The following is a 16,378-nucleotide window of genomic DNA, read 5'->3' on the forward strand; positions in this document are numbered from 1 at the left end:
TGGTTGCGCGCTCGTCCTGCGGGGACACTCCGGCGTGTCCCCACCCCAAGCCCCACTCCGGCCCCACCCGGGCGCGAGTGGCATGGACACTCCCGTGCACCGGGCGGGGCCTGTTGCCTGCTGGTGGAGCGGGGGCACGCCGGGACGTCCCCGCAGGACGAGCGCGCAACCACGCTCAAAGGCTGGTCCGTGCCTTGGTGCGCGAGCCGAGGAGACGTCCCGGAGGGACCCCGCGACCCCGACCAGCGGTCAAGCCCCCGCCCGGGGACACCACCCCAGCCCCGCCGGCGTTTGAGGCGCGGGGTCTGGGGCGGAGCCCCAGCAGCGGGACCGGACCGGCGGTCAAACCTCGCCCCGGGGGGCACCCCCCAGCCCCGCCGGCGCTTGAGGCGAACCACATCCCGCCCGGGGAACGGGGCCCCCAGCCCCGCCGGCGGGGCCGGGGCCGGGCGGAGTCCGGGGTCAGAGGAGGCGGCGGACGGTGTACGCCACCCCCGTCGGGCGCTCGGCCTCGCCGAGGTACGCGTGGCCACGCATCACACACCACGCCGGAATGTCCAGCCGCGCGACCTCGTCGTCCGACAGGACCGTCACCGTGCCCCCCACCGGCACCGTGCCGATCGCCCGGGCCAGCTCGATCACCGGCTGCGGGCAGCGCAGCCCGAGCGCGTCCACCTCGACGGACTCCGCCCCCGGCGGCACGGGCGCGGCGGCCGACGGGGCGGCCACTCCCAGCCGGTCCCGTACGCCGGCCACCGCACCCGGCAGTACCTCCAGGAACGCGTTCACCTCCTCCGCCGTGGTCCCGAGCGGCAGCGAGACCCGTACGTTCCCCTCCGACAGCACGCCCATGGCCCGCAGCACGTGACTCGGGGTCAGCGTGGAGCTGGTGCACGAGGAGCCGGAGGAGACCGAGTACCCCGCCCGGTCCAACTCGTGCAGGAGGGTCTCTCCGTCGACATAGAGACACGAGAAGGTGACCAGGTGCGGCAGGCGCCGGTCGGCGTCGCCGACCACCTCCACGTCCGGCACCAGCCGGACCACCCGCCGCCGGATCCGGTCCACCAGCACCCGCAGCCGGGCCGCCTCCGCCTCCGCCTCGGCCCGTACGGCCCGCAGCGACGCCGCCGCGGCCACGATCGCCGGGAGGTTCACGAAACCGGGGGAGCGGCCGGACTCCCTCTCGTCCGCCGGGACTTGCGCCGCGAACCGGACCCCCTTGCGGACGGCCAGCAGGCCGACCCCGGGCGGTCCGCCCCATTTGTGCGCGCTCGCCGCCAGCACGGACCACGAGCCCTCCACCGGACCCCAGCCCAGCGACTGCGCCGCGTCCACCAGCAGCGGCACCCCGGCGGCCCCGCACACCTCGGCCACCTCCGCCACCGGCTGTACGGTGCCCACCTCGTGGTTGGCGGACTGGAGGCAGGCCAGCGCGGTCGACGGCCCGAGCGCGTCCGCGTACCCGGCCGGGGTCACCGCGCCCGCCCGGTCCACCGGGACCTCCGTCACCGTCCCGCCGCGCGCCGCGTGCGCGTCCGCCGCATGCAGTACAGAACTGTGTTCGACCGCCGATACGACCAGATGCTCTCCGACACGCCGGCGCCCGGCGAGGACCCCCGCGATGCCCGTGTGAACCGCGTGCGTCCCCGAAGGAGTGAACACGAGCTCGTCGGGCCGGCATCCCACCGCTTCCGCGGCGGCCTCCCGCGCCGCGTCCAGCAGCAGCCGCGCCCGCCGCCCCTCCCGGTACAGCCGGGCCGGGTCGGCCCAGCCCTCGTCGAGGGAGGCCTGCAACGCCTGCCGGGCCACGGGATGCAGGGGAGCGGCGGACGCGGTGTCGAAGTACGGCATCCGGTCACGCTAGCCGCAGTCGCCCGGCGTTCGAGGTCAGGGGGCGTCAGATGTCTTCCGGAGCCCGTCCTTCCGGGCCCGGTCCGCCGTCCCCCGTACGGCGGATCCATCCCTTCGGGGGCTGTAGCGGCGCGTTGGGCACCCTCCCCGCGCGACCCCAAATAGCGTCCAGTAGGGTTTGGTCCGCATAAACATCCAAACCCCTGCCTGCGTCAGGGCCGGCGACCGACCCGAACACGGCCGCGGCCGGCCGCGCGGGCCGAGACTCTCGGGAAGGCGCTACGTGAGTCCCTACGGCTCCGACCGCTCGCCGCGGCGCCCGATGCGGCGGAAGCTGCTGCAGGCGCTGACTGCGGGCGTGGTCCTGGCGACCGCCACTGGTTGCTCGTATACATGGAAAGACTTTCCCCGCCTCGGATTGCCGACGCCGGTAACCGAGGAGGCGCCGCGCATCCTCTCCCTGTGGCAGGGATCCTGGGCGGCCGCGCTCGTCACGGGCATCCTGGTGTGGGGCCTGATCATGTGGAGCGTCATCTTCCACCGGCGCAGCCGGACGAAGGTGGAGGTCCCCCCGCAGACCCGGTACAACATGCCCATCGAGGCGCTGTACACCGTGGTCCCGCTCATCATCGTCTCGGTGCTCTTCTACTTCACCGCGCGTGACGAGTCGAAGCTGCTCTCCCTCTCCGCCAAGCCGGCGCACACGATCAACGTGATCGGCTACCAGTGGAGCTGGGGCTTCAACTACATCGAGAACGTCGACGGCGACGCCGCGACCCCGAAGGCCGGCGAGGTCCCCAAGGAGCTCTCCGCCATCCCGGACCGCTTCTCCAAGGACTTCCCCGCGGGCGCCGAAGGCGTCTACCAGAAGGGCGTCCCCGGCGACCGGAACCCGGACACCGACAACCCGGGGCCGACGCTCTGGCTGCCCAAGGGCGAGAAGGTCCGCTTCATCCTCTCGTCCAATGACGTCATCCACTCCTTCTGGGTGGTGCCCTTCCTGTTCAAGCAGGACGTCATCCCGGGCCACACCAACGTCTTCGAGGTCACCCCGACCCAAGAAGGCACCTTCCTGGGCAAGTGCGCCGAGCTCTGCGGTGTCGACCACTCCCGGATGCTCTTCAACGTCAAGGTGGTCTCGCCCGAGCAGTACCGGGCGCACCTGAAGGAGCTGGCGGAGAAGGGGCAGACCGGCTTCCTGCCGGCCGGCATCAAGCAGACCGACCCGGCCCGGAATGCGGAGACGAACAAACTGTGAGCATCCTCAACGAATCCCAGGGTGCCGCCGCAGCTGACTCGTACGAGAACGAGCTGCCGGTGCGGCGCAAGCGGCCGGGCACCGTGGTCGTGAAGTGGCTTACCACCACCGACCACAAGACCATCGGCACGATGTACCTGGTCACCTCGTTCGTGTTCTTCCTCATCGGCGGGATCATGGCGCTCTTCATGCGCGCCGAGCTGGCCCGTCCGGGTACGCAGATCATGTCGAACGAGCAGTTCAACCAGGCGTTCACGATGCACGGCACGATCATGCTGCTGATGTTCGCGACGCCGCTGTTCGCCGGTTTCGCGAACTGGATCATGCCGCTGCAGATCGGCGCGCCCGACGTGGCGTTCCCGCGGCTGAACATGTTCGCGTACTGGCTCTACCTCTTCGGCTCGACCATCGCGGTCGCCGGTTTCGTCACCCCGCAGGGTGCGGCCGACTTCGGCTGGTTCGCCTACTCCCCGCTGTCGGACGCCGTCCGCTCGCCGGGCATCGGCGCCGACATGTGGATCATGGGTCTGGCCTTCTCGGGCTTCGGCACGATCCTCGGCTCGGTCAACTTCATCACCACGATCATCTGCATGCGCGCACCCGGCATGACGATGTTCCGCATGCCGATCTTCACCTGGAACGTGCTGCTGACCGGTGTCCTGGTCCTGCTCGCCTTCCCGGTGCTGGCCGCCGCGCTCTTCGCGCTGGAGGCCGACCGCAAGTTCGGTGCGCACGTGTTCGATGCCGCGAACGGTGGGGCATTGCTGTGGCAACACCTCTTCTGGTTCTTCGGACACCCAGAGGTGTACATCATCGCGCTGCCGTTCTTCGGAATCATTTCCGAGATCGTCCCGGTCTTCTCCCGTAAGCCGATGTTCGGTTACATCGGTCTGATCGCCGCGACGATCTCGATCGCCGGTCTCTCGGTGACCGTGTGGGCCCACCACATGTACGTCACCGGCGGTGTCCTGCTGCCGTTCTTCTCCTTCATGACCTTCCTGATCGCGGTACCGACCGGTGTGAAGTTCTTCAACTGGATCGGCACCATGTGGAAGGGCTCGCTGTCCTTCGAGACCCCGATGCTCTGGACGATCGGCTTCCTGGTCACCTTCACCTTCGGTGGTCTGACCGGCGTCATCCTGGCTTCGCCGCCGATGGACTTCCACGTCTCCGACTCGTACTTCGTCGTCGCGCACTTCCACTACGTCGTCTTCGGCACCGTGGTGTTCGCGATGTTCGCCGGCTTCCACTTCTGGTGGCCGAAGATGACGGGCAAGATGCTGGACGAGCGTCTCGGCAAGATCACCTTCTGGACGCTGTTCGTCGGCTTCCACGGCACCTTCCTGGTGCAGCACTGGCTGGGTGCCGAGGGCATGCCGCGTCGTTACGCGGACTACCTCGCGGCCGACGGCTTCACCGCGCTGAACACGGTCTCGACGATCAGCTCGTTCCTGCTCGGCATGTCGATGCTCCCCTTCCTGTACAACGTGTGGAAGACCGCCAAGTACGGCAAGAAGATCGAGGTCGACGACCCGTGGGGCTACGGCCGTTCGCTCGAGTGGGCGACGTCCTGCCCGCCGCCGCGGCACAACTTCCTCACGCTGCCGCGCATTCGCTCCGAGTCCCCGGCGTTCGACCTGCACCACCCGGAGATCGCGGCCCTCGACCACCTCGAGGACCACACCGCCGGTGCCACCAAGGCGCTCACCGGTGACAAGGAGGCCGGCAAGTGAAGATCCAGGGCAAGATGTTCCTCTGGCTCTCCTTCTTCATCCTGGTCATGGCCGTCGTGTACGGCGTGTGGTCGAAGGAGCCCGTCGGCACCACCGCGCTCTTCCTGGCCTTCGGCCTGAGCGTCATGATCGGCTACTACCTGGCCTTCACGGCCAAGCGCGTGGACGAGATGGCCCAGGACAACAAGGAGGCCGACGTCGCCGACGAGGCGGGCGAGCTGGGGTTCTTCTCCCCGCACAGCTGGCAGCCGCTCTCGCTGGGCATCGGTGGTGCGCTCGCGTTCATGGGCGTCATCTTCGGCTGGTGGCTCATGTACTTCTCGGCCCCGATCCTCGTGATCGGCCTGTGGGGCTGGGTGTACGAGTACTACCGCGGTGAGAACCAGAACCAGTAGCAGCACCGCACACAGCAGTACTGCACAGAGCAACGGCCTGGGGCCCGGACACCTCTTCGGAGGGGTCCGGGCCCCTCGTCGTGCCCGGCGTGCCTCGTTTGCAGTCACCCCGCGCGCCGTAATTGTCATACTTTCATAGCGTTGGCTCCATGAAGCACTCACCGCGTCTTTGGACGGTAGTCAGCTGCTCCCTGCTGGTCGCCTCCCTCGGTGCCGGCGCCACCGCATGCGGGTCCGGCGACAACCCGCTGTCAGCCCGCCCGTACGACGCGGGCGATCAGGTCGCCTTCAACCAGGCCCCCGGCGGCCGCCCCGTCGACCCCGACAAACCCCTCGAAGTGACGCTGAAGGGGGGTGAGAGCCGCATCACCGACGTCACCGCCGTGGACACCCACGGCCGGCGCCTCGCGGGCGAACTGTCAGCCAAGGGGGACCGGTGGCACAACACCGTCCCCATGGCCGCCGGTGTCCGCTACACCGTCACCGTCAGCACGGAGAACGCCAAGGGCGCCCCAGGGCAGCGCACGGCCGTCTTCGACACCACCCCGGCCAAGGGGGTCCTCAAGGTCGAATTCGGCCCGGACGAGGGCAAATACGGGGTCGGACAGCCCCTCACGGCCGAACTCAGCGAACCCGTCAAGGACAAGGCCGCCCGCGCCGTCATCGAACGGGGCCTGGAGGTCAAGACCCCGCCCGGTGTCGAGGGCGCCTGGCACTGGGTCGACGACAAGAAGCTCCACTACCGCCCCAAGGAGTACTGGCCCGCCCACTCCGAGGTCTCCGTACGGAGCAACCTGGAAGGCGTCAGGATCTCCGACCACCTCTACGGGGCCGCCGCCAAGCCGCTCAAGCTGGAGATCGGCGACCGCGTCGAGGTCCTCACCGACGCCTCCTCGCACTACCTCACGTTCAAGCGCAACGGAGAAGTGATCAACACCATTCCGGTGACCACCGGAAAGCCCGGCTTCTCCACCCGCAACGGCATCAAGGTGGTCCTCGGCAAGCAGTACTTCGTCCAGATGCGCGGCGACACCGTCGGCATCGGCGGCAGCGAGTACTACAACCTGCCCGTCTACTACGCCACCCGCGTCACCTGGAGTGGTGAATACGTCCACGCCGCGCCGTGGTCCGTCGGCTCCCAGGGCTACGAGAACGTCAGCCACGGCTGCACCGGCATGAGCACCGGCAACGCCGCCTGGTTCTACGAGAACATCACCGAAGGCGACATCGTCCAGGTCGTCAACAGCATCGGCGAGGACATGGACCCCTTCGGCAACGGCTTCGGCGACTGGAACCTGGACTGGAAGGAATGGCGCGACGGCAGCGCCCTCCTGAAGGGCACCCAGGAGGGCCGCAGCACCATCGACCAGGCCCGTCTGCGCCCGACCGTCTGAACCGGGGCCGCACGAGAGCCCGTACGGGACGAACCGGAGCACGGGGGTCCATACGGGCCCCCGCGCTCCGCAGGCGCTCCGCGGCCGCCTCAGGCGGCGGAGGAGGCCAGCCGGGAGCGCAGCAGCCCCGCCAGGGCCTCGGGGAACTCGACGGGGTCCACCGGAAGGGTCACGGCCGCGTCCGCGCGGCTCCAGGTGGCCAGCCAGGCGTCCTGCGGACGCCCCATGAGCAGCAGCACCGGCGGGCAACGGAAGATCTCGTCCTTGATCTGCCGGCACACCCCCATGCCCCCGGCCGGCACCGCCTCGCCGTCCAGCACGCACACGTCGATGCCGCCCGCGTCCAGGGCCGTCAGGACCGCCGGCAGCGTCGCGCACTCCAGGAACTCGACCGGCGGCAGATCCGCGGCCGGCCTGCGCCCTGCCGCCAACCGCACCTGCTCCCGGGTGCCCGCGTCGTCGCTGTAGACCAGAACCCGCGCAGTCGCCCGCATTTCGTTCCTCCACGTGCTCCGTGAATCACGTTGATGTTGCGCGGGATGCTACTCCTCCCGCCGCGCCGTCAACATCGGTTCGGACAGGCTCACGAGTGGCGGCCGGAGGGTGATCTGATGGGCCGTTCGGGCCTTGCACACGCCTCGGACACTCCGAACGGCACCCCCCGGGGTGAGGGCGGGATAAGCGACCGACATAATGTCGGTCGTGGCGACAGCAACGACAGTAGATACCGGGCACGCGCACCCGACGGTCAACCGGCCGAACCTCGTCAGCGTCGGAACCATCATCTGGTTGAGTTCCGAGCTGATGTTCTTCGCGGCCCTCTTCGCGATGTACTTCACCCTGCGATCCGTGACGGGCGCCGAGTACTGGACAGAACAGGCCGCGGCCTTGAATCTGCCCTTCTCGGCGACGAACACGACGATCCTGGTGCTTTCCTCGCTCACCTGCCAGCTCGGCGTATTCGCCGCCGAGCGCGGTGACGTGAAGAAGCTCCGGACGTGGTTCATCATCACGTTCGTCATGGGTGCGATCTTCATTGGCGGCCAGGTGTTCGAGTACACCGAGCTGGTCAAGCACGAGGGCATGTCCCTCTCGTCCGGCCCGTACGGAACGGTGTTCTACCTGACCACCGGCTTCCACGGCATGCACGTGACGGGTGGTCTCATCGCCTTCCTGCTGGTCCTCGGCCGGACGTACGCGGCCAAGAGGTTCACCCACGAACAGGCCACGTCGGCCATCGTCGTGTCCTACTACTGGCACTTCGTCGATGTCGTCTGGATCGGCCTCTTCGCCACGATCTACCTGATCAAGTAGCGAACACGTCACCGGGCACCGACCCGGCACTCCATCCAGAAACACCGACGCAGAAGATCCTGACACCGGGGTAATCCGTGAAAAAGCTCTCCGCACGACGACGCCATCCGCTGGCGGCGGTCGTCGTTCTACTCCTCGCGCTGGCGGCCACTGGGGGGCTGTACGCCGCCTTCGCCCCCGCGGGCAAGGCGCAGGCCGATGAAACCGCCCAGTCCCTCGCCATCGAGGAGGGCAAGAAGCTCTACGCCGTGGGTTGCGCAAGCTGCCACGGAACCGGCGGTCAGGGTTCCTCTGACGGCCCGAGCCTGGTCGGCGTCGGCTCCGCGGCCGTCGACTTCCAGGTGAGCACGGGCCGCATGCCCGCCCAGCAGCCCGGCGCCCAGGTGCCGAAGAAGCCCAACATCTACTCCCAGGAGCAGATCGACCAGCTGGCCGCGTACATCGCGTCCCTCGGCGCCGGCCCGATCACGCCGACCGAGAAGCAGTACGACCCGACGGGTGCCGACATCGCCGCCGGTGGTGAACTGTTCCGCAACAACTGCGCGCAGTGCCACAACTTCACCGGTGAGGGCGGCGCCCTGACGAACGGCAAGTACGCCCCCAACCTCGAGGGCGTCGACCCGAAGCACGTCTACGAGGCCATGCTCACCGGCCCGCAGAACATGCCCTCCTTCCCCGACAGCACGATGCCGGAGAAGCAGAAGAAGGACATCATCGCGTACCTCCAGAACGTGAACGGCGAGAAGTCGGTCAGCCCTGGCGGCCTGAAGCTCGGTGGCCTCGGCCCCGTCTCCGAGGGTCTGTTCGGCTGGATCTTCGGTCTGGGTGCGCTGATCGCTGTCGCCGTCTGGGTCGCGGCCCACACCGCTAAGGCCAAGAAGTCATGAGTAGCCAAGAGATTCCCGAAGAGAAGCACCTGCCGAGCGAGCAGGGCGACGCGCACCACGGTGCCGTAGCGGTCGCGGACGATCCGTTCGCGGACCCGGGCCTGCCGGTCCACAAGCCGCGCATCCAGGACATCGACGAGCGTGCGGCGAAGCGCTCCGAGCGCACCGTCGCGATGCTGTTCACGCTGTCGATGCTGGCCACCGTCGGCTTCATCGCCTCCTACGTGGCCATCCCGGTCGAGAAGATCGTCTACATCTTCCCCATCGGGAAGGTGAGCGCGCTCAACTTCGCCCTGGGCCTGACCCTGGGCACGGCCCTCTTCTGCATCGGCGCGGGCGCGGTCCACTGGGCCCGCACCCTGATGTCCGACGTGGAGGTCGCCGACGAGCGGCACGAGATCGCCGCTCCGGCGGACGTCAAGGCCAAGGTCCTGCAGGACTTCGCGGACGGTGCGAACGAGTCCGGCATCGGCCGCCGCCCGCTGATCCGCAACACGATGCTGGGCGCGCTGGCCATGCTGCCGCTGTCCGCCCTCGTGATCATGCGCGACCTGGGCCCGCTGCCCGAGGACAAGCTCCGCAAGACCCTGTGGGCCAAGGGCAAGCTGCTCATCAACCAGAACACGATGGAGCCGCTGCGTCCCGAGGACGTTCTCGTCGGTTCGCTGACCTTCGCCATGCCGGAAGGCCTGGAGGAGGACCAGCACGACTTCCAGAACCAGATCGCCAAGGCCGCCCTGATGATCGTCCGCATCAAGCCGGAGGACATCAAGGACAAGCAGGAGCTGGAGTGGTCCCACGAGGGCATCGTGGCCTACTCCAAGATCTGCACCCACGTCGGCTGCCCGATCAGCCTGTACGAGCAGCAGACGCACCACGTGCTCTGCCCGTGCCACCAGTCCACCTTCGACCTTTCCGACGGCGCCCGTGTCATCTTCGGCCCGGCCGGTCACGCGCTTCCGCAGCTGCGGATCGGTGTGAATGACGAAGGCTTCCTCGAAGCGCTCGGCGACTTCGAAGAGCCCGTCGGTCCTGCATTCTGGGAGCGCGGATGAGCACTGCCACCGAGTCCAAGACGGCGCGCAAAGCGCCGGCCGGCGAGCGCGTAGCGGACTGGGCGGACGGACGCCTGGGCATCTACACCCTGGCCAAGTCCAACATGCGCAAGATCTTCCCGGACCACTGGTCCTTCATGCTGGGTGAGATCTGCCTCTACAGCTTCATCATCATCATCCTCACGGGTGTGTACCTGACGCTGTTCTTCCACCCGAGCATGAACGAGGTCGTGTACCACGGCTCGTACGTGCCGATGCAGGGCGTCCAGATGTCCGAGGCCTTCGCCTCGACGCTGGACATCAGCTTCGACGTCCGCGGCGGTCTGCTCATCCGGCAGATCCACCACTGGGCGGCCCTGATCTTCGTCGCGGGCATGGTCGTGCACATGATGCGCGTCTTCTTCACCGGCGCGTTCCGCAAGCCGCGCGAGGTCAACTGGATCTTCGGCTTCCTGCTGCTGGTCCTCGGCATGTTTACCGGCTTCACCGGTTACTCCCTGCCGGACGACCTGCTCTCGGGCACCGGTGTCCGCTTCATGGAGGGCGCGATCCTGTCCGTGCCGATCGTCGGCACGTACATCTCGTTCTTCCTCTTCGGCGGCGAGTTCCCCGGCGGCGACTTCGTCGCCCGGTTCTACTCGATCCACATCCTGCTGCTGCCCGGCATCATGATGGGCCTGCTCGTGGCCCACCTGATCCTGGTCTTCTACCACAAGCACACCCAGTTCGCGGGCCCCGGCAAGACGAACAACAACGTCGTCGGCATGCCGCTGCTGCCGGTCTACATGGCCAAGGCCGGAGGCTTCTTCTTCCTGGTCTTCGGTGTCATCGCGGCCATCGCGGCGATCGCCTCGATCAACCCGATCTGGGCGCTCGGCCCGTACCGCGCGGACCACGTGTCCACCGGCGCGCAGCCCGACTGGTACATGGGTATGCCGGAAGGCCTGATCCGTGCCATGCCCGGCTGGGAGATCAACCTGTGGGGCCACACGCTCGTCCTGGGTGTGTTCATCCCGCTGGTGCTCTTCCCGCTGGTGCTCGGTGCGATCGCCGTGTGGCCGTTCATCGAGTCCTGGGTCACCGGGGACAAGCGCGAGCACCACATCCTGGACCGTCCGCGCAACGTTCCGACCCGTACGGCCTTCGGTGTCGCCTGGATCGCGGAGTACATCGTGCTCCTCATCGGCGGCGGCAACGACATGTTCGCCCAGTACTTCCACCTGTCGATCAACTCGATCACCTGGTTCGTCCGGATCGGCTTCTTCGTCGTCCCGGTCCTCGCCTTCATCGCCACCAAGCGGATCTGCCTTGGCCTGCAGCGCCGGGACCACGACAAGGTGCTGCACGGTCGCGAGACCGGCATCATCAAGCGCCTGCCGCACGGTGAGTTCGTCGAGGTCCACGAGCCGCTCCCGCAGGGCCAGCTGCACAAGCTCACCTCGCACGAGCAGTACAAGCCGCTCGAGATCGGCCCGACGGTCGACGAGAACGGCGTCGAGCGCAAGGTGAAGGCCTCGGAGAAGCTCCGCGCGAAGCTCAGCAAGGGCCTCTACGCGGAGAACAACCAGATTCCGAAGCCCACGGTGGAGGAGTACAAGGAGATCCAGAGCGGCCACGGCCACCACTGATCTCCCGCACGACCCGCATGACCGCATGAGGGATTGATTTCGGTCAGTCCTGGTGTCGCCACGGCGAGAGCCCCGTCCAGTGTCTGGACGGGGCTCTTTGCCGTCTGCCCGGCTGGATAGGCTGAAGCCCTTCCCATTCGACGTGGAATCCTCGATCAGCACAGGAGCGGACCATGAACGTTGTGACCCCGGCAGGCGGCGACAGCGTGGCGGCCCGTGGCTGGCCGGGCGTCCTCGACGCCCTGCTGACCGGCCGGGACCTGCGTGCCGAGGACACCGCCTGGGCCATGGACCGGATCATGCGCGGCGAGGCCACCGACGCCCAGATCGCCGGCTTCGCGGTCGCGCTGCGGGCCAAGGGGGAGACGGTCGAGGAGATCAACGGCCTGGTACGGGCCATGTACGAGCACGCCAACCTCATCGAGGTGCCCGGCCGGACGGTGGACATCGTCGGCACCGGCGGCGACGGGGCCAAGACCGTGAACATCTCCACGATGTCGGCTCTCGTGGTGGCCGGTACGGGCGCGAAGGTGGTCAAGCACGGCAACCGGGCCGCGTCCTCCGCGAGCGGGTCCTCGGACGTACTGGAGAAGCTCGGCGTCAACCTCAACCTCACCCCGGAGCGGGTCGTACGGGTCGCGGAGGAAGCCGGCATCACCTTCTGCTTCGCCGTGAAGTTCCACCCGGCGCTGCGTCACGTGGCGGCGGCGCGCAAGGAGCTGGGCATCCGCACCACCTTCAACTTCCTCGGCCCGCTGACCAACCCGGCGCGGGTACGGGCCCAGGCCACCGGCGTCGCCGACGCCCGGGTGGCCCCCATCGTGGCGGGCGTGCTCGCCGAGCGGGGTTCCTCCGCGCTGGTCTTCCGCGGCGACGACGGCCTGGACGAGCTGACGACGACGGCGACTTCGCGGGTGTGGTGGGTGCGCGACGGGAAGGTCTCGGAGCAGGCCTTCGACCCGCGCGACGTGGGCATCCCCCTGGTGGACGTGTCCGCCCTGGGCGGCGGGGACCCCTCGTACAACGCGGACGTGGCCCGGCGCCTGCTGGCCGGCGAGACGGGCCCGGTCCGCGACGCGGTCCTGCTGAACTCGGCAGCGGCCCTGGTGGCGCTGGACCCGGGGACGGGCACCCTGGAGGAGCAGCTCGCGGCGGGCATCGCCCGGGCGGCGCAATCGATCGACTCGGGTGCGGCGCGGGCGGCGCTGGAGCGCTGGGTGGCGGCGAGCAACGCGTAGCGCCTCGCGGCGGGCCCGGCCAAGGGACCGCGGAAGCGGTTGACCCGCCCCCGAGGGCCGGCGGCCGAGCGGTGTGTTCGAGCCAAGTCCCCGGTCCAGCATGCGGACCGGGGACTTGCGCCCGGGGGATCATGTGGCAGGATGCTCGGCAGGTCACGAGTGACAGCGTTTAGGCCCCGGCTTGCTGTCCGGCAACCCTCCTTCCGTGGCGGGGTGCCCCGGGTGATGACCAGGTCGTAGGCAGCAAGGCCTACGGCAAGCGCGGATCCCTCGACACCAGGGGTCCTGGTCTCTCGAGGAGCGTTTTCCGTGAGCAAGCGAATGCGATAGGGCGACTCCGCCCCTTCTTCCACCCTCGGATCAGGGTCACTTCCGTGCACCCCGGATCGGTCCGAGGACCTCCCGTACCCCGGTCGGCGGCGCCGAGCCGAGTCGTACCCGCGTACGGGCACACCGAAGCCATTCAGACCTGCCTGCCGGGAGATACCGCCATGTCCGCTGCCCTGAACGCCGCCGCTGTCGCCACCACCGACGCCACCACCACCGCCGCCGCCTGTGCCGAGCCGCTGCCCGTCCTCGGCCGGGACGTCACCGTCCCCCTCGTCACCGGCGGCGAGGTCACCTACGCGGCCCTCGACTACGCGGCCAGCGCCCCCGCCCTCCAGCGGGTCTGGGACGACGTCGCCGCGTACGCCCCGTACTACGGCAGCGTGCACCGCGGCGCCGGCTACCTCTCGCAGCTCTCCACCGACCTCTTCGAGCAGAGCCGCGTCACGGTCGCCGAGTTCCTCGACTGCCGCCCCTGCGACCAGGTGGTCTTCACGCGGTCCACCACCGACTCCCTCAACCTGCTCGCCGCCGTGCTCCCCGCCGACTGCCAGGTCTTCGTCTTCGAGACCGAGCACCACGCCTCGCTGCTGCCCTGGACGAACGCGCAGGTCACCTACCTCAACGCCCCCCGCACCCCCGACGAGGCCGTCGCGACCCTGGAACGTGCGCTCGCCGACCGCGACCCGTACGGCCCGGCGCTGGTCTGCGTCACCGGCGCCTCCAACGTCACCGGTGAGCTGTGGCCGGTGAAGGAGCTCGCCGCCGCCGCGCACGCGCACGGCGCACGGATCGTCCTGGACGCCGCCCAGCTCGCCCCCCACCACCCCGTCTCCGTACAGGAGCTGGACGTGGACTGGGTCGCCTTCTCCGGGCACAAGCTCTACGCCCCCTTCGGCTCGGGCGTGCTCGCCGGGCGCGCGGACTGGCTCCAGCAGGCCGAGCCGTACCTCGCGGGCGGCGGAGCCTCCCGCAAGGTCGCCCGGCGCGAGGACGGCGGCGTCGACGTCGAGTGGCACACCACGGCCGCCCGCCACGAGGCCGGCTCCCCGAACGTCATCGGCGTCTACTCGATCGCCTCCGCCTGCCGCGCCCTCTCCGAGGCGGGCTTCGACACGCTGGTCGCCCGCGAGCGCCACCTCATCTCCAAGGTCCGCTCCGGCCTGGCCGATGTCCCGGCGGTCCGGATCCTCTCCCTCTTCGGGGACGACGCCCCGCGCGTCGGCGTCATCTCCTTCGTGGTGGACGGCTGGAACAGCTCCCACTTCGCCGCCGCCCTCTCCGCCGAGTACGGCATCGGCGTACGCGACGGCCTCTTCTGCGCCCACCCCCTGGTCCGCACCCTGCTCGGCAGCGAACCGCAGGCCCAGGGCGAATGCGGAGCCCCCGAGGCGGCCCCGGGCGAACGCTCCCTCAACGCCATCCGCGTCAGCTTCGGTGCCGGCACCCCCGACGAGCACGTGGACCGCTTCGTCCGGGCGGTGAAGGAACTCGTGGCGGACGGCGCCAAGTGGCAGTACCGCACGGAAGAGGGCCGCTGCGTCCCGGCCGTCTGAGGCCCGCTCCGCCTCAATCGCCGGCGGGGCTGGGTGGTGCCCCCGGGGCGGGGCCCCGATCCCCGGGCGGGGTGCGGTTCGCCTCAAACGCCGGCGGGGCTGGGGTGGTGTCCCCGGACGGGAGCGGTTTGCCGGTCGGGGTCGCGGGGTCCCTCCGGGACGTCTCCTCGGCTCGCGCACTAAGGCCCGCTTCGACATGTTCAGGGTGGTTGCGCGCTCGTCCTGCGGGGACGTCCCGGCGTGCCCCCGCTCCACCAGCAGGCAGGAGGCCCCGGTCCGGTGTGCGGGGGTGTGGATTTCCAGCCGGGCCCGGGTGGGGCCGGAGTGGGGGTTGGGGTGGGGACACGCCGGAGTGTCCCCGCAGGACGAGCGCGCAACCCCCTGGAACATGTCGAAGCGGGGGCTTCGTGCGCGAGCCGAGGAGACACTCCGGCGGGGCACCGCCCCAAGCCCCGCTCCGGCCCCGCCCGGAGGACACCCCCCAGCCCCGCCGGCGTTTGAGGCGAACCACACCGGCCCGGGGATCGGGGCCCCGCCCCAAGGGCACCCCCGACGACCCACGCGCACGCCCGGCGGAGGGCTACGCGTCGAGGCCGATCGCGAACGCCGCTTCCAGGTCGTGCTGGGAGTACGTACGGAACGCCACGTGCGTGTCCGTCGCCTCCACGCCCGGGATCTTGCTGATGCGGCCCGGGATGATGTCCGCCAGGTTCTCGTGGCGGGCCACGCGGACCAGCGCGATCAGGTCGTACGTCCCGGTGACGGAGTAGACCTCGCTGACGCTGTCCAGCGCGGCGATGGACTCGGCGATCTCGGGGATGCGGTCCACGCTGGTCTTGATGAGCACGATCGCGGTGATCACGGCTGGCTGTCTCCCTCGGTGGCCGTCGCTGGTCGCTTCACTCTAGTCGTACGCCGGTAGCGCCCCCACGCGTAGACGAAGCCGACCGAAAAGCCGACCAGGTGGGCCAGGTAGGCCACCCCCGGCCCGCTGCCCGCCCGGTGCGCGGCCACCCCCTGGAGGGCGAACCAGAACAGCAGCACCATCCACGCCGGGAACCGCAGCGGCAGGAAGAAGAGGAACGGGAACAGGCTCGTCACCCTCGCCCGCGGCAGCAGGCACAGGAAGGCGCCCAGCACCGCCGAGATGGCTCCCGAGGCTCCGACCAGGGTCTGCGAGGAGGACGCGTTGGCCGCCGCGTAGGCCGCCAGGGCCACGTAGCCCGTGCAGACGTAGAAGACGAGGAACGCCGGCCGGCCCATCCGTTCCTCCGCCATCGCGCCGAAGACGTAGAGGAAGAGCATGTTCCCCAGCAGGTGCAGCCAGCTGCCGTGGACGAAGAGCGCGGTCAGCGGAGTCAGCCAGGCCCGCGGGGTGTCCGTGAACAGCTCGACCGGGACCACGCCCCAGCGCCGGAAGTACCCCGTCCCGGCGGCCAGCAGCTCGTCACCCGCCCCGTAGACCGGGTTGAGCCCCGAGGCCGGGCTCAGTACGAACACCACCGCGCAGCCGGCGATCAGGGCATGGGTGACCACCGGTCCCCGGGCAGCCTCGCGCACGGCCCGCCACCTTACGATCATGTGACAGAGCATGACGCAACGGGGCCCACCTGAGGCGGTGCCAGGCCGTAGGGTTACGAGCTGCGGTCTCCCCTGCTTCCTGTGCTCCGCCATCTCGGGCGCATACGGATACATACCGACGCATACGGGCGGGGACGGCTTTAATTGAAAGAGCTACGAAG

General features: G+C 69.3%; 14 protein-coding genes and 1 riboswitch. Of the genes, 10 read left to right on the plus strand and 4 right to left on the minus strand.

Annotated elements, in window-relative coordinates; genetic code table 11:
• Positions 1-462 precede the first annotated feature (462 nt).
• On the minus strand, positions 463-1,851 hold the full coding sequence (locus ACIP5M_RS35465) for a cysteine desulfurase/sulfurtransferase TusA family protein (RefSeq protein ID WP_401205100.1): 1,389 nt from the start codon (positions 1,849-1,851) through the stop codon (positions 463-465).
• Positions 1,852-2,134: 283 nt separating this feature from the next.
• On the opposite strand from ACIP5M_RS35465, the gene coxB reads away from it, so the two are divergent.
• From coxB to ACIP5M_RS35485, 4 genes are all read left to right on the plus strand, one after another.
• A complete protein-coding gene (gene coxB / locus ACIP5M_RS35470) occupies positions 2,135-3,109 on the plus strand; it encodes a cytochrome c oxidase subunit II (RefSeq protein ID WP_401205103.1) in 975 nt (324 codons plus the stop codon).
• On the plus strand, positions 3,106-4,842 hold the full coding sequence (gene ctaD / locus ACIP5M_RS35475; protein WP_401205106.1) for a cytochrome c oxidase subunit I: 1,737 nt from the start codon (positions 3,106-3,108) through the stop codon (positions 4,840-4,842). Before coxB ends, ctaD begins: the two co-directional genes overlap by 4 nt.
• On the plus strand, positions 4,839-5,237 hold the full coding sequence (locus tag ACIP5M_RS35480) for a cytochrome c oxidase subunit 4 (RefSeq protein WP_215016697.1): 399 nt from the start codon (positions 4,839-4,841) through the stop codon (positions 5,235-5,237). Before ctaD ends, ACIP5M_RS35480 begins: the two co-directional genes overlap by 4 nt.
• A gap of 149 nt (positions 5,238-5,386) precedes the next feature.
• A complete protein-coding gene (locus ACIP5M_RS35485; protein WP_401205111.1) occupies positions 5,387-6,631 on the plus strand; it encodes an Ig-like domain-containing protein in 1,245 nt (414 codons plus the stop codon).
• 89 nt (positions 6,632-6,720) lie between these two features.
• On the opposite strand, the gene ACIP5M_RS35490 is transcribed toward ACIP5M_RS35485, so the two are convergent.
• Positions 6,721-7,125 carry a hypothetical protein gene (locus ACIP5M_RS35490; protein ID WP_401205114.1) on the minus strand — a complete coding sequence of 135 codons (405 nt, stop codon included), beginning with the start codon at positions 7,123-7,125 and terminating at the stop codon, positions 6,721-6,723.
• A gap of 199 nt (positions 7,126-7,324) precedes the next feature.
• Between ACIP5M_RS35490 and ACIP5M_RS35495 the strand changes: the two genes are divergently transcribed.
• From ACIP5M_RS35495 to ACIP5M_RS35520, 6 genes are all read left to right on the plus strand, one after another.
• Positions 7,325-7,945 (plus strand): heme-copper oxidase subunit III, encoded by a 621-nt coding sequence (locus ACIP5M_RS35495; protein ID WP_401205117.1) that lies wholly within the window; start codon positions 7,325-7,327, stop codon positions 7,943-7,945.
• A 77-nt stretch (positions 7,946-8,022) separates the two neighbouring features.
• Complete coding sequence (locus ACIP5M_RS35500; RefSeq protein WP_401205120.1) at positions 8,023-8,832, plus strand: c-type cytochrome; 810 nt, start codon at positions 8,023-8,025, stop codon at positions 8,830-8,832.
• Entirely contained in the window at positions 8,829-9,887 is a 1,059-nt protein-coding gene (locus ACIP5M_RS35505; protein ID WP_401205123.1) for a Rieske 2Fe-2S domain-containing protein, read from the plus strand. The genes ACIP5M_RS35500 and ACIP5M_RS35505 overlap by 4 nt, the downstream gene beginning before the upstream one ends.
• Positions 9,884-11,515: a cytochrome bc complex cytochrome b subunit gene (locus ACIP5M_RS35510; RefSeq protein WP_401205126.1), complete on the plus strand. Its 1,632-nt coding sequence runs from the start codon at positions 9,884-9,886 to the stop codon at positions 11,513-11,515. Before ACIP5M_RS35505 ends, ACIP5M_RS35510 begins: the two co-directional genes overlap by 4 nt.
• 173 nt (positions 11,516-11,688) lie before the next feature.
• Positions 11,689-12,753 (plus strand): anthranilate phosphoribosyltransferase, encoded by a 1,065-nt coding sequence (trpD, locus tag ACIP5M_RS35515; protein WP_401205129.1) that lies wholly within the window; start codon positions 11,689-11,691, stop codon positions 12,751-12,753.
• Between the two features lie 151 nt (positions 12,754-12,904).
• Positions 12,905-13,021, plus strand: a riboswitch (SAM riboswitch).
• Positions 13,022-13,244: 223 nt separating this feature from the next.
• Positions 13,245-14,636, plus strand: coding sequence for an aminotransferase class V-fold PLP-dependent enzyme (locus tag ACIP5M_RS35520; RefSeq protein ID WP_401205132.1), 1,392 nt, complete (start codon positions 13,245-13,247; stop codon positions 14,634-14,636).
• A gap of 580 nt (positions 14,637-15,216) precedes the next feature.
• On the opposite strand, the gene ACIP5M_RS35525 is transcribed toward ACIP5M_RS35520, so the two are convergent.
• Positions 15,217-15,498: an Lrp/AsnC family transcriptional regulator gene (locus tag ACIP5M_RS35525; protein ID WP_008738815.1), complete on the minus strand. Its 282-nt coding sequence runs from the start codon at positions 15,496-15,498 to the stop codon at positions 15,217-15,219.
• Positions 15,495-16,229: a rhomboid family intramembrane serine protease gene (locus tag ACIP5M_RS35530; protein ID WP_401205136.1), complete on the minus strand. Its 735-nt coding sequence runs from the start codon at positions 16,227-16,229 to the stop codon at positions 15,495-15,497. Before ACIP5M_RS35530 ends, ACIP5M_RS35525 begins: the two co-directional genes overlap by 4 nt.
• Positions 16,230-16,378 lie beyond the last annotated feature (149 nt).

It is taken from the genome of Streptomyces sp. NPDC088762 (assembly GCF_044750905.1).
Taxonomy (GTDB): Bacteria; Actinomycetota; Actinomycetes; order Streptomycetales; family Streptomycetaceae; genus Streptomyces.